The following is a 13266-nucleotide window of genomic DNA, read 5'->3' on the forward strand; positions in this document are numbered from 1 at the left end:
ACTGGTTATCAGGCCTTGGATTTCTTCTTGCCTTCAACCTTGGCTTCAACCGGGGCAGCAGTTACCGGAGCGGCTTCGGTGAACGGACGACCGTAGTAGGAGTCCAGCAGAACCTGCTTCAGCTCGCTGATCAGCGGGTAGCGCGGGTTGGCGCCGGTGCACTGGTCATCGAAAGCTTCGATAGCCAGCTGGTCAACCTTGGCCAGGAAGTCAGCTTCAGTCACGCCAGCTTCGCGGATAGAGGCCGGGATACCCAGGGTAGCCTTCAGCTCGTCCAGCCAGGTCAGCAGCTTCTCGATCTTGGCTGCGGTGCGGTCACCGGCAGCAGTCAGACCCAGGTGGTCAGCGACTTCGGCGTAACGACGACGAGCCTGCGGACGGTCGTACTGGGAGAACGCAGTCTGCTTGGTCGGGTTGTCGTTCGCGTTGTAGCGGATGACGTTGCTGATCAGCAGGGCGTTAGCCAGACCGTGCGGAATGTGGAACTCGGCACCCAGTTTGTGAGCCATGGAGTGGCACACACCCAGGAAGGCGTTGGCGAACGCGATACCGGCGATGGTGGCAGCATTGTGTACCTTCTCACGAGCGATCGGGTCGTTGGCACCGTTCTGGTAGCTGGACGGCAGGTACTCTTTCAGCATTTTCAGGGCTTGCAGCGCCTGGCCGTCGGAGTACTCGTTAGCCAGTACGGAAACATAGGCTTCCATGGCGTGAGTCACGGCATCGATACCACCGAAGGCACACAGGGACTTCGGCATGCCCATGACCAGGTTGGCATCAACGATGGCCATGTTCGGGGTCAGCTCGTAGTCAGCCAGCGGATACTTCTGACCAGACACTTCATCGGTTACTACCGCAAACGGAGTGACTTCAGAGCCGGTACCGGAAGTGGTGGTGATACAGACCAGTTCGGCCTTCACGCCCATTTTCGGGAACTTGTAGATACGCTTGCGGATGTCCATGAAGCGCATGGCCAGATCTTCGAACGCAGTGTTCGGGTGCTCGTACATCACCCACATGATCTTGGCAGCATCCATCGGTGAACCACCGCCCAGCGCCAGGATAACGTCCGGTTTGAAGGAGTTGGCCATCTCGGCACCCTTGCGAACCACAGCCAGGGTCGGGTCAGCTTCTACTTCGTAGAACACTTCCACTTCCATATTCTGTGCTTTCAGCAGGCTGACCAGTTCATCGGCGTAGCCGTTGTTGAACAGGAAGCGGTCGGTCACGACCATGGCACGCTTTTTACCTTCCAGGTCGCTCAGAGCGATCGGCAGGGAACCACGACGGAAGTAGATGGATTTCGGAAGTTTGTGCCACAGCATGTTTTCTGCCCGTTTTGCGACTGTCTTCTTGTTGATCAGGTGCTTCGGACCCACGTTTTCGGAGATGGAGTTACCGCTCCAGGAGCCGCAACCCAGGGTCAGGGACGGAGCCATTGCGAAGTTGTACAGGTCACCGATACCGCCTTGGGTAGACGGAGTGTTGATCAGGATACGCGCGGTCTTCATCTTGTCGCCGAAGTACTTGATGCGGTCAGCGTTGCGGTCCTGGTCGGTGTACAGACCTGAGGTGTGGCCGATACCACCGATGTTGACCATGTCACAGGCCATATCAACGGCGTTTTCGAAGCTGCTAGCACGGAACATACCGAGCAGCGGGGACAATTTCTCGTGAGCAAACTCATCTTCTGCACACAGCTTGACGCCTTCACCAATCAGGATCTTGGTATCAGCCGGTACAGTCACGCCTGCCATCTCGGCAATCTTGGTGGCTGGCTGGCCAACGATGTTGGCGTTCAGGGCACCGTTGATCAGGATGACTTTACGTACCTTGTCAGCATCTTCTTTGGAGAGCACGTGGCCCTTGTGGGATGCAAAGCGCTCTTTAACCTGGTCGTAGATGGCATCAACAACGATGACTGCCTGCTCGGAAGCGCAGACCACGCCATTATCGAAAGTCTTGGACATCAGGATGGAGGCAACGGCACGCTTCACGTCGGCGGTTTCGTCGATAACGATAGGTACGTTACCGGCACCCACACCGATTGCAGGCTTACCGGAGGAGTAGGCTGCTTTCACCATGCCCGGGCCACCGGTGGCCAGGATCAGGTTGATGTCTTCGTGCTTCATCAGGGCGTTGGAGAGCTCAACAGACGGTTGGTCGATCCAGCCGATGATGTCTTTCGGCGCACCAGCGGCAACAGCTGCATCCAGTACCAGCTTGGCAGCGGTATTGGTGGAGTTCTTGGCACGGGGGTGCGGGGAGAAGATGATGGCGTTGCGGGTCTTGAGCGCGATCATGGATTTGAAGATCGCAGTGGAGGTCGGGTTGGTGGTCGGAACGATACCACAGATGATGCCTACCGGCTCGGCGATGGTGATGGTACCCATCTGATCATCTTCGCTCAGAATGCCGCAGGTCTTCTCGTCTTTGTACTTGTTGTAGATGTATTCGGAGGCGAAGTGGTTCTTGATAACCTTGTCTTCGATGATACCCATACCGGACTCTTCCACGGCCATCTGGGCCAGGGGGATACGGGCGTTGTTGGCGGCCAGGGCGGCGGCACGGAAGATCTTGTCTACCTGCTCTTGAGAGAAGCTGGCGAATTCACGCTGGGCTTCCTTAACGCGGGCGACCAGTGCATCCAGTTCAGCCAAATTGGTTACTGCCATGTTTATCTCCTGATTATTTGAAAACTGTTTAGTAAGACGTTGGCAATGCCCGGCAATTATAGTCGCCCTGTCAAGACGGTATCGTTGCAACAGCTTTTTCACATGCCTTACTAAATCGCTTTCTGAGTCGATTATAGAGCGGGGCTGACTCAGAAAAACTTGATCTGGATCATGTGTAACAAAAGAACAAAAGAAATTTTATTTCACAATCCTTGTTTGACTGATGTTATCGGAATGTGCATCAAAGGGAAAGGTGAGAGGCTTGTTAACGCAGGGTAATAAACCACATTTATCAAGTGGTTAATTGCAATCGAACATAGGATTGCAGAGCTATTTTGGCGGTATAGGTTAGCAAATATGAGTGAATCGGTTTCAAAATCACCGACAAACGCACTTTATTCCAGCGTTTGTTGCAAAAATGATTGTTGTTTTAATCCATGACTAATCCGCTTTATTCCCCGAGGGTGCCATTTCTGCCCGCTTTCCCGGTTTTTGCATTGTGGCTCTATTGCCGAGTTAATGAAGTGATGTCTGGCCTGAAATAGTGGGAAGGCAGAGCCTGGATTCTCTCGAGTCCCTTGGTCATTTGGTCAGGCACTGTCGGACTCTCTGGTCATGATTAAGCAGGCTTGCGCTCACTTTTCTGGCGCGTGTCGGGCGGTAGAAAGGGCTTTTGGCATCGGTTTATGCCGGTTAGCGCGGATGCATTAGATGAACTAACTAAAAAACCCTCAAAATGGTGAGATTATTTGATTGGTGCCCGCTCTGGCTATGATGTAAATTTACGCACGAAATTAATGGACTGGCCCGCTGGGCCCGAAACTCTATTGGAAGGCGCCTATGGCAGCAATTGACGTCTCGTTGTATCTGAAGTTTTTTGTCGGTTTGTTCGCAATTATCAACCCGCTTGGTTTGTTGCCGGTGTTTGTCAGCCTGACCAGCCACCATACCCAGGCTGAGCGGATGAAAACCAATACCACCGCCAATATCGCGGTGATGGTGATCCTGCTGGTCTCCATGTATATGGGGCAGCTGATCCTCGATGGGTTTGGCATCTCGCTGGCGTCGTTCCGGATCGCCGGTGGGTCGCTGATTACCCTGATTGCCTGGTCGATGCTGCAGGGCAAGCTGGGCGAGGTGAAGCACAACAAACAGGAAAAGGGCGAACTGGCGGTGCGCGAGTCTATCGCCGTGGTGCCGTTGGCGCTGCCGCTGATGGCGGGCCCCGGTGCCATCTCCTCGGTGATTGTCTACGCCAGCCAGAGCCACTGGCAGCAGCTGCTCGGCATGTCAGTGGTTGTCGTTGTCTTCTCCTTCTGCTCCTGGCTCATCTTCCGCGCCGCGCCGCTGCTGTTCAAGATCATGGGCAACACCGGCATCAACGTGGTGACCCGTATCATGGGTCTTATCATGATGTCGCTGGGTATCGAGATCATGGTGGCCGGCATCAAGGGGGTTTTCCCCAGCCTGATGTGAGCCAGCTCCGCTTTATGAAAGCCGGTCCTCGTGACCGGCTTTTTATTGGTTGCTTTTTGCCCGGTCTTTTCTAGAATCGGTCGTTTGTGTGAAAAATGAGCGCCTTGCTGGTATTTTAATACTGAAAAAGCGCATGTCAGCTGATTTTTTGACCATAAAATGACGATTACCCTGACAATATCTATTGCATTATCGGAATTGGCAGGGAATTATGCTGGGAGCGGGTTTTACCCCGTCACTTTAAAAAATGCATGGAATGTTCTTGTTGGAGTAGGGAAATGACTCATAAAAAAACAATGATTAACACATTGCTGGTGGCTGCACTGTTTGGTGGCGTCAATGTGGCTCAGGCTGCCGATGTCCCGGCGGGAACCAAGCTGGCTGAAGTCCAGCAACTGGTAAAAGGCAACGGCTCCGAGCCTGCGACCCTTGACCCGCACAAGACCGAAGGAACGGTCGAATCCAATATCCTGCGCGACCTGTTCGAGGGTCTCGTTGCTTCCGGCCCGAAAGGGGAAATTCTCCCGGCTGTGGCTGAATCCTGGGAAACCAAGGATAACAAGCACTACGTCTTCCACCTGCGCAAAGATGCCAAGTGGTCCAACGGTGACCCGGTCACTGCACACGATTTCGTTTTTGCCTTCCAGCGTGCCGTTGATCCGAAAACCGCCTCTCCTTACTCCTGGTATCTGGAGATCCCGACCATTGCCAATGCCTCCGAGATCATCGCAGGTAAAAAGCCGGCTGATACGCTGGGCGTGAAAGCGACCGACGACTACACCTTCGAAGTGCAGCTTGAGAAAGCGATCCCTTACTTCGTCAGCATGCTCTCCCACACCACCACCTATCCGGTACCGAAGAAGGTGATCGAGAAGTTCGGTGACAAGTGGACCCAGCCGGAAAATATGGTATCCAACGGTGCCTATACCCTGAAGAACTGGGTGGTGAACGAGCGCGTCGAAGTGGAGCGCAACAAGCACTACTGGAACGATGGCAAGACCGTCATCAACAAGGTGGTCTATCTGCCCATCCAGTCTACCAACGCCGACTTGAGCCGCTATCTGGCGGGCGAAGTGGACATCACCTATCAGATGCCCATCGAGCGCTTCAAGCAGATGAAGAAAGAGAAGCCGGACGAGCTGAAAGTGACCGGTTATGTTGGTACTTACTACTACCAGTACAACGTTAAGAAGAAGCCGTTTGACGATGTGCGTGTCCGTACTGCGCTCTCCTATGCCATCGATCGCGACGTGATCGCCGACAAGGTGATGGGTCAGGGTCAGACGCCCGGTTACACCCTGGTGCCGGACTTCGTCGATGGCTTCAAGCCGGTAGCGCCCGAGTGGTCGAAGATGACCCAGGCCGAGCGTGATGCCAAGGCCAAGGCGCTGCTGCAAGAGGCCGGTTTCGATGCCAGCAAGCCGCTGAAGTTCGAGCTGCTCTACAACACCGACGACAACCACAAGAAAGTGGCTGTGGCCGTAGCCTCCATGTGGAAGAAGCTGGGGGTGCAGGTGAGCCTGGTCAACCAGGAGTGGAAAACTTACCTGGAAACCAAGAAACAGGGTCAGTTTGACGTAGGTCGTGCCGGCTGGATCGCCGACTACAACGAAGCCTCCTCCATGCTGGATCTGATGCAGACCACCCACGGTAACAACGACGGCAAGTACTCCAATCCGGAGTTCGACAAGCTGATGGATTCATCCCGTGATCAGGTCGATGTGGCTGCCCGCAACAAGCTCTACGTCCAGGCTGAAGAGATCCTGGCCAAAGACATGCCGATCGCCCCCATCTACCAGTACGTGACTGCCCGTATGGTCAAACCCTATGTAGGCGGCTACCCGGCCAACCCGCTGGATAACCTCTACAGCAAAGATATGTACATCATTGCTCACTGATTTAAAGCAACAAGTCGCATAACAAGCAGGGCCCGCCGGACGGCGGGCCTTTATTACAATCGCGACCCTTTGGAAGCAGTACAGGACAGGAAATGTCTATGTTGAAATTCATTTTTAAACGGCTATTGGAAGCGATCCCGACTCTGCTGGTCTTGATCACCGTCTCTTTCTTCATGATGCGTTTCGCCCCGGGTAACCCCTTTACCAGCGAGCGTTCACTGCCCCCCGAAGTCATCGCCAACATCGAGGCCAAATATGGGCTCGACAAACCCATTGGCATGCAATATCTCACTTACCTGGGCAACCTGGTGCAGGGTGATTTGGGCCCCTCTTTTAAATACAAGGATTTTACCGTCAATGATCTGGTGAGCCAGGCGCTGCCTGTTTCCGCCAAGATCGGGACCACGGCCTTCTTCTTCGCCGTGTTGCTGGGGGTTACCTTCGGCACCATAGCGGCCCTGAAACAGAACACCATCATCGACTATCTACTGATGTCGTCGGCCATGGCCGGGGTGGTGATCCCGGGCTTTGTGCTGGCGCCCTTGCTGGTGCTGTTTTTCAGTATTCATCTGGGTTGGTTCCCTGCCGGTGGCTGGCAGGGTGGTGGCATCCAGTTTATGGTGCTGCCGGTGTTCGGCATGATGATGTACTACATCTCTGCCATCTCGCGGATCATGCGGGGCAGCATGATCGAGACCATGAACTCCAACTTCATCCGTACCGCCCGTGCCAAGGGCTTGCCGCTGCGCCACATCATCCTGAAACACGCGCTGCGTCCGGCCATGCTGCCGGTGGTCTCCTATCTGGGCCCGGCCTTTGTCGGCATCATCACAGGTTCCGTGGTGATCGAGACCATCTTCGGCCTGCCGGGGATCGGTCAGCTGTTCGTCAACGGTGCCCTTAACCGTGATTACTCCATGGTGCTCGGTTTGACCATTCTGGTCGGCGCCCTCACCATCACCTTTAACGCTGTGGTCGATATTCTCTACGCCTTTATCGATCCCAAGATCCGTTACTAATTCGGGAGTTCATCATGGTTGTTTCAACTGAAAAACGCGATGCCGTCGAGGCGTTCGCGCAAAAAGTGGAAGTGGTGGAGGGACGCTCCCTGTGGAAGGATGCCCGTCGCCGTTTCCTGCGCAACAAGGCTGCACTGACCAGCCTGATCATTCTGACCATCATCGGTCTGGCGGTCATCTTTGGCCCCCATTTGTCCCAATACACCTTTGACGATCCGGACTGGGGCGCCATGCAGTCGCCGCCGGATATGGAAGCGGGTCACTACTTCGGTACCGACAGTCTGGGGCGCGATCTGTTCGTGCGCACCCTGCTGGGCGGTCGCATCTCCCTGATGGTCGGCATCATGGGCGCCATGGTGGCGGTCATCATCGGCACTCTGTATGGCGCGGCCTCCGGCTTTATCGGCGGGCGAGTCGACAGCCTGATGATGCGGGTACTGGAGATCCTCAACGCCTTCCCCTTCATGTTCTTTGTCATCATGCTGGTCACCTTCTTTGGCCGCAATCTGGCACTCATCTTTATCGCCATCGGGGCGGTGAGCTGGCTCGACATGGCGCGGATCGTGCGCGGCCAGACTCTCAGCCTCAAGAGCAAGGAGTTTATCGAGGCAGCCCACGTCTGTGGCGTCTCCAAGTGGAAGATCATCACCCGTCACATCGTACCGAACGTACTCGGTATCGTGGCCGTCTACGCCACCTTGCTGGTGCCGGGGATGATCATGTTTGAATCCTTCCTGAGTTTCCTGGGCCTTGGGGTTCAGGAACCGATGACCAGCTGGGGTGCCCTGCTGGATGAAGGCTCCAAGTCGATGGAAGTGGCCATCTGGCAACTGTTGTTCCCCGCCTGCTTTATGGTGGTGACCCTGTTTTGCTTCAACTTCCTCGGGGATGGTCTGCGTGATGCCCTCGATCCGAAAGATCGTTAATCGAGCATCGGGTCGACAGGAAAGCATCACGAAAGATCGATAAGGAGTTTTTATATGAAGTTACTGGATGTGAAAGATCTGCGGGTCGAGTTCAAGACCCCGGACGGCAATGTGGTGGCGGTCAACGACCTCAACTTTTCTCTCTCTGCGGGTGAAACCCTGGGGATCGTCGGCGAGTCCGGCTCCGGCAAATCCCAGACGGCCTTTGCCATCATGGGGCTGCTGGCCAAAAACGGCATTATTACCGGTTCCGCCAAGTTTCAGGGCGAAGAGATCCTCAACCTGCCGGAGTCCAAGCTCAACAAGATCCGCTCTGAGAAGATCGCCATGATCTTCCAGGACCCCATGACCTCTCTCAACCCCTACATGAAGGTGCAGGATCAGCTGATGGAAGTGCTGATGCTGCACAAAGGGGTGAGCAAGGCGGAAGCGTTCGAAGAGTCGGTACGGATGCTCGATGCGGTCAAAATTCCCGAAGCACGCAAGCGGATGGGGATGTATCCCCACGAGTTCTCCGGCGGCATGCGTCAGCGGGTGATGATCGCCATGGCACTGCTCTGCCGGCCGCAACTGCTGATCGCTGACGAACCGACTACCGCACTCGACGTGACCGTACAGGCCCAGATCATGACTCTGATGAACGAGCTCAAGCGCGAGTTCAACACCGCCATCATCATGATCACCCATGACCTTGGCGTGGTCGCCGGTATCTGCAACAAGGTGCTGGTGATGTATGCCGGTCGTACCATGGAGTACGGCAAGGTAGACGATATCTTCTATCGCCCGAGCCACCCCTATACCGAAGGCTTGCTGCGCGCCATTCCCCGCCTCGATACCGAAGGGGAAGTGCTGCCCACCATCCCGGGCAATCCGCCCAACCTGCTGCGTCTGCCCACCGGCTGCCCCTTCCAGGAGCGTTGCCACCGGGTCAGCGAGATTTGCGGCCAGCAGTCACCAGTTCTGACCCCGTTCAACGACGGTCGAGAGCGTGCCTGTCACTGGGTTTCGGATGCCATCAACAAGGGGGCCAACTAAATGGGTGCCGACAAAAAATTGCTGTTGGAAGTGTCTGACCTCAAGGTCCACTTCAGTATCAAGAGTGGCAAGGCGTGGCCCTGGGCCAAGCCATCCGATTTGAAGGCGGTCGATGGTGTTACCCTGCGCCTCTACGAAGGTGAAACCCTCGGCGTGGTGGGTGAATCCGGCTGCGGCAAGTCCACCTTTGCCCGCGCCATCATCGGTCTGGTACCGGCCACCGATGGCAAGGTGGTGTGGCTGGGTGACGATCTCACCAAGCTCGATCAGAATGCCCTGCGCGAGAAGCGCAAAGAGATCCAGATGATCTTCCAGGACCCGCTGGCTTCTCTGAACCCGCGCATGACCATTGGCGACATCATCGCCGAGCCGCTTATCACCTTCTACCCCAACCTGCCGCGGGAAGAGGTGAAAGAGAAGGTGCGCGCCATGATGAGCAAGGTGGGGCTCTTGCCCAACCTGGTCAACCGCTATCCGCACGAGTTCTCCGGCGGCCAGTGCCAGCGGATCGGGATTGCCCGGGCGCTGATCCTCGAGCCCAAGATGATCATCTGCGACGAGCCGGTGTCGGCGCTCGACGTCTCCATTCAGGCGCAGGTGGTCAACCTGCTCAAATCCCTGCAAAAGGAGATGGGGCTGTCGCTCATCTTCATCGCCCACGACCTGTCGGTGGTCAAGCATATCTCCGATCGGGTGCTGGTGATGTATCTGGGCAACGCCGTTGAGCTGGGGACCCGCAAGGAGATCTTTGCCAACCCGTTGCATCCCTACACCAAGGCGCTGATGTCAGCGGTGCCGATCCCGGACCCTGAGCTGGAGCGCAACAAGGTGATCCAGATCCTGGAGGGGGATTTGCCCTCACCGATGAATCCGCCGTCCGGTTGTGTGTTCCGTACCCGCTGTCCGGTGGCTGGCCCCGAGTGCGCCAAGACCCGCCCCGTGCTGGAGGGTAACTTCGATCACGCGGTCTCCTGCCTCAAGGTCGATCCGCTCTGATGGGGATGTGTTGAACCTGTTTGCGGGGCTCCTTGATGGGGCCCCGATTTATTTTTGACGGCAGTGAAGATGCCTCTTGGCGTTATCTTTTACCGCTGCTACTATCCGCGCAACAAGGGGAGTAACTTCTCGCCGGTTTGTCGTCATTACGGTGCACCCATATCCTGCAGTGCACCCGGCAGCCGGGCAGTCGATGCAAATCAGCTGTAAGTGAGACCTTGCCGAGAGGCAAGGTGTATCTGCTCCAAACGCAAACCCACGCCTCTCGGTCGTGGGTTTTGTCGTTTTTGGGAGAAGTGAAAATGGGTGAATGGTGGATGTGGACCGGTTTCTTCAGCATAGTGCTGGTCCTGTTATGGATAGACATACGCTTTGTCGGTGGCGGCAAGTCACACAAGGTATCTCTCAAAGAGGCGGGCGTCTGGTCCCTCATCTGGATCAGTGTTGCCCTGCTCTTCAACCTGGCTATCTGGCTCTGGCTCGATCACAGCGCGGGCCGTGAAATCGCCAACCAGAAGGGGTTGGAGTTCCTCACCGGCTACCTCATCGAGAAAGCGCTGGCAGTGGACAACGTCTTCGTCTGGCTGATGCTGTTTAGCTACTTTGCCATTCCGGCCGAGCTACAGCGCCGGGTGCTGCTCTACGGGGTACTGGGTGCCATCGTGATGCGTGCCGGTATGGTGTTTGCGGGCAGCTGGCTCATCGAGCAGTTCCACTGGATCCTCTACCTGTTCGGCGCTTTCTTGCTGCTGACCGGTGCCAAGATGCTTTGGGCGGCCGACAAGGAGCCGGATCTGGCCAACAACCCGCTGCTGGGCTGGATGCGCCGTCGCTTCAAGGTGACCGAGACCCTGGAAGGGGAGAAGTTCTTCGTCTGGCGTGACGGTGTGCGCTATGCCACCCCGCTGCTGCTCATTCTGGTGCTGGTGGAGGTGAGCGATCTCATCTTTGCGGTGGACAGTATCCCGGCCATCTTTGCGGTGACCACGGATCCCTTCATCGTGCTGACCTCCAACATCTTCGCCATCATGGGTCTGCGCGCCATGTACTTCCTGCTGGCGGGTGTGGCTGATCGCTTCGCCCTGCTCAAATACGGTCTGGCGCTGATCCTGATGTTTATCGGGGTCAAGATGCTACTGCTGGATATCTTCAAGATCCCGACCGGCATTGCACTGGGCGTAGTTGCATTGATCCTGCTGGCATCCATGGGGCTGAGTCTGTTTGTGACCCGTAAAAAGGCCGCTTGAGCGCGGCAGACAATTAAGCAATAACAACAAGCGCTCCCGCGGGAGCCCTTTTTCATATCGCGTGATCAGCGTTTGATCTTTTTGGGGTTGGTGTAGCCCCAGATGGTGTACATGTCCGCCAGCAGGGCGCCGTTGTACTCCTCCAGATCCGCCTGTTTCACTTCGGCGTCACCCTGACGGCCAAACAGCACCACCTCGTCGCCGGGTTTCACCCCTTTCAGATCAGTCACATCCACCATGATGGTGTTCATGGAAGTCTTGCCGACCACCGGTACCTTCTGACCCTGGATCAGCACATAGGCTTTGTTGCTGAGGGCACGGCGATAGCCATCGGAGTAGCCCAGCGGCAGGTTGGCGAGCCAGGAGTCACGCTTGAGGGTAAAGGTGCGGTCATAACCGACGGTGTTGCCCGCTGCATAGTGGTTGACCGAGGCGACCTGGGTCTTGAATGCCATCACCCGCTTGTATTCGGTGTGGGAGGGGATGGAGTCACCGTAGAGCAGGCCGCCCGGGCGCACCATGTCGAAGTAGGCGTCCGGCACGGCCAGGGTGGCGAAGGAGTTGGCGGCGTGGATGGTGATTTTGCTGCGATCCAGCTTGCCCGCTTCCAGCAGCCACTGGGAGTCCAGTTTGAACTGGGCCAGCCCCATCTTGACGTCCTCTTTCTCCTCAACCGGGAAGTGGGTCATGATGCCGACCGGGGTGATCCCCTTTAGCTTGAGCATGGCCAGCGCATCCTGCTTGGCATCGGCCAGACGCAGGTCGATGCCGTTGCGGCTCATGCCGGCGGAGTTGAGCGCAATATGCACCGGAATGGTGGTGTGGTGGCGCTGGGCGATATCGGCGATACCCTGGGCACTCACCAGACTGCCGATCAGCTCCTCCATCTTGTAGGGCAGGGCCTGCTCTACTTCATCCGGGGTGGCAGCACGCACCCGCATCAGACGGCCGGTAAAGCCCTTCTCGCGGGCGACGCGCGCCTCTTCGTTGCTGGCGATGCCGATGCAGGGGATATTGGCCTTGACCACGGAGGGGACCAGCAGGTCGATGCCATGACCATAAGCGTCGGCCTTCATGATGGCGCAGATCTGCGGGCCCTTGTCGCCGAGGCGATCCTTGAGGGTCTGGATATTGTGTTCAAAGGCGCCCAGATCCACTTCCAACCAGGCGTTGCTGGCGATTTGCTCCTGGCCGCTGCGATGATCCGTCGCAAGGGGCAGATAGGGAGCCGCAACGGCTTGGCCCGCGAGCAGGCCGAAGATCAGGGTAGCCAGCAGAGTTTTCTTGTGCATGGTGATTCCTTTTTGTTGTTCGCGTTGGATAGTTTGGACGGGGTCGGCCACATTGGTGGTGGTTTAACCACAACTTGTTGTTATTATTATGATCTTTGTCACTCTCAACAGGCGCTGACTGGTTGGGAGTCTACCGCAACACGGGTTCGGCCGACACTCGTCAGGGGAATAAAATGGTCAATCTTGAGTTACGTTTGCCACCACCGCTGATCTTCCTGCTCTGTGCGGGAACCATGTGGTGGCTAAGAGGGGAGAGCCAGCCCGGTATCTGGGCAATGGTACTGATGGCTGCGCTGATCGTGGTAGGGGCCATCATGGGCTTTGGGGCACTGCAACGGTTTCGTCACCACCAGACCACGGTCAGCCCCACCAAACCTCAGCACACCAGTCGTCTGGTGACCTGTGGCGTCTATCGTGTCAGTCGCAATCCCATGTATCTGGGACTGCTCAGCTGGCTGGTCGCCTGGGGCTGTTATCTCGGTGGAAGTTGGGTCTGGGTTGGGCCAATCGTGCTGGTTGCCTGGCTGACCCGCTTTCAGATCATGCCGGAGGAGCGGCTGTTGCATGCCCGTTTCGGCGACGAGTATGTGGCGTATTGCCGGCGTGTTCGCCGTTGGTGCTGACTGGCAGTGACCTGAGTGAGCTGAGCGGATAATTCGGGTCAGCCGTGCTGGATAAAGAGAACCCCGGGCGGGCCCGGGG

10 protein-coding genes are annotated in these 13266 nt (G+C 56.6%); 8 read left to right on the forward strand and 2 right to left on the reverse strand.

Translation table 11 applies throughout. The annotated features are described in order from the left end of the window. Positions 1 to 8: 8 nt before the first annotated feature. Positions 9 to 2675, reverse strand: coding sequence for a bifunctional acetaldehyde-CoA/alcohol dehydrogenase (adhE, locus tag AB5Y85_RS08475; protein ID WP_019446648.1), 2667 nt, complete (start codon positions 2673 to 2675; stop codon positions 9 to 11). Positions 2676 to 3515: 840 nt separating this feature from the next. Between adhE and AB5Y85_RS08480 the strand changes: the two genes are divergently transcribed. From AB5Y85_RS08480 to AB5Y85_RS08510, 7 genes are all read left to right on the forward strand, one after another. Next, complete coding sequence (locus tag AB5Y85_RS08480) at positions 3516 to 4151, forward strand: YchE family NAAT transporter (protein WP_005337678.1); 636 nt, start codon at positions 3516 to 3518, stop codon at positions 4149 to 4151. 278 nt (positions 4152 to 4429) lie between these two features. Further along, positions 4430 to 6049, forward strand: a complete 1620-nt coding sequence (locus AB5Y85_RS08485; protein WP_005337675.1) for an ABC transporter substrate-binding protein — start codon at positions 4430 to 4432, stop codon at positions 6047 to 6049. Between the two features lie 98 nt (positions 6050 to 6147). Beyond that, a complete protein-coding gene (oppB, locus tag AB5Y85_RS08490) occupies positions 6148 to 7068 on the forward strand; it encodes an oligopeptide ABC transporter permease OppB (protein ID WP_005337672.1) in 921 nt (306 codons plus the stop codon). Positions 7069 to 7082: 14 nt separating this feature from the next. Beyond that, positions 7083 to 7994 (forward strand): oligopeptide ABC transporter permease OppC, encoded by a 912-nt coding sequence (gene oppC / locus AB5Y85_RS08495; protein ID WP_005337670.1) that lies wholly within the window; start codon positions 7083 to 7085, stop codon positions 7992 to 7994. 54 nt (positions 7995 to 8048) lie between these two features. Further along, entirely contained in the window at positions 8049 to 9029 is a 981-nt protein-coding gene (locus AB5Y85_RS08500) for an ABC transporter ATP-binding protein (protein WP_100646210.1), read from the forward strand. After that, the gene (gene oppF / locus AB5Y85_RS08505) at positions 9030 to 10025 is read left to right on the forward strand and encodes a murein tripeptide/oligopeptide ABC transporter ATP binding protein OppF (RefSeq protein WP_005337666.1); all 996 of its coding nucleotides are present in this window, start codon (positions 9030 to 9032) and stop codon (positions 10023 to 10025) included. A gap of 302 nt (positions 10026 to 10327) precedes the next feature. Further along, complete coding sequence (locus tag AB5Y85_RS08510; RefSeq protein WP_115521083.1) at positions 10328 to 11272, forward strand: TerC family protein; 945 nt, start codon at positions 10328 to 10330, stop codon at positions 11270 to 11272. A gap of 65 nt (positions 11273 to 11337) precedes the next feature. On the opposite strand, the gene alr is transcribed toward AB5Y85_RS08510, so the two are convergent. After that, positions 11338 to 12564, reverse strand: coding sequence for an alanine racemase (gene alr, locus AB5Y85_RS08515; RefSeq protein ID WP_257687704.1), 1227 nt, complete (start codon positions 12562 to 12564; stop codon positions 11338 to 11340). A 173-nt stretch (positions 12565 to 12737) separates the two neighbouring features. Here alr and AB5Y85_RS08520 point away from each other — a divergent pair, with 173 nt between their 5' ends. Further along, on the forward strand, positions 12738 to 13187 hold the full coding sequence (locus AB5Y85_RS08520; protein WP_257687705.1) for an isoprenylcysteine carboxylmethyltransferase family protein: 450 nt from the start codon (positions 12738 to 12740) through the stop codon (positions 13185 to 13187). Positions 13188 to 13266: the final 79 nt, after the last annotated feature.

The sequence above is a fragment of the Aeromonas sp. R3-1 genome (assembly GCF_040908345.1).
GTDB lineage: Bacteria > Pseudomonadota > Gammaproteobacteria > Enterobacterales > Aeromonadaceae > Aeromonas > Aeromonas veronii.

Excerpts from the sequence above, each read along its gene's own strand:
- adhE (WP_019446648.1), bottom strand. The coding sequence starts at position 2,675 with ATGGCAGTAACCAATTTGGCTGAACTGGATGCACTGGTCGCCCGCGTT.
- AB5Y85_RS08480 (WP_005337678.1), top strand. The coding sequence starts at position 3,516 with ATGGCAGCAATTGACGTCTCGTTGTATCTGAAGTTTTTTGTCGGTTTG.
- AB5Y85_RS08485 (WP_005337675.1), top strand. The coding sequence starts at position 4,430 with ATGACTCATAAAAAAACAATGATTAACACATTGCTGGTGGCTGCACTG.
- oppB (WP_005337672.1), top strand. The coding sequence starts at position 6,148 with ATGTTGAAATTCATTTTTAAACGGCTATTGGAAGCGATCCCGACTCTG.
- oppC (WP_005337670.1), top strand. The coding sequence starts at position 7,083 with ATGGTTGTTTCAACTGAAAAACGCGATGCCGTCGAGGCGTTCGCGCAA.
- AB5Y85_RS08500 (WP_100646210.1), top strand. The coding sequence starts at position 8,049 with ATGAAGTTACTGGATGTGAAAGATCTGCGGGTCGAGTTCAAGACCCCG.
- oppF (WP_005337666.1), top strand. The coding sequence starts at position 9,030 with ATGGGTGCCGACAAAAAATTGCTGTTGGAAGTGTCTGACCTCAAGGTC.
- AB5Y85_RS08510 (WP_115521083.1), top strand. The coding sequence starts at position 10,328 with ATGGGTGAATGGTGGATGTGGACCGGTTTCTTCAGCATAGTGCTGGTC.
- alr (WP_257687704.1), bottom strand. The coding sequence starts at position 12,564 with ATGCACAAGAAAACTCTGCTGGCTACCCTGATCTTCGGCCTGCTCGCG.
- AB5Y85_RS08520 (WP_257687705.1), top strand. The coding sequence starts at position 12,738 with ATGGTCAATCTTGAGTTACGTTTGCCACCACCGCTGATCTTCCTGCTC.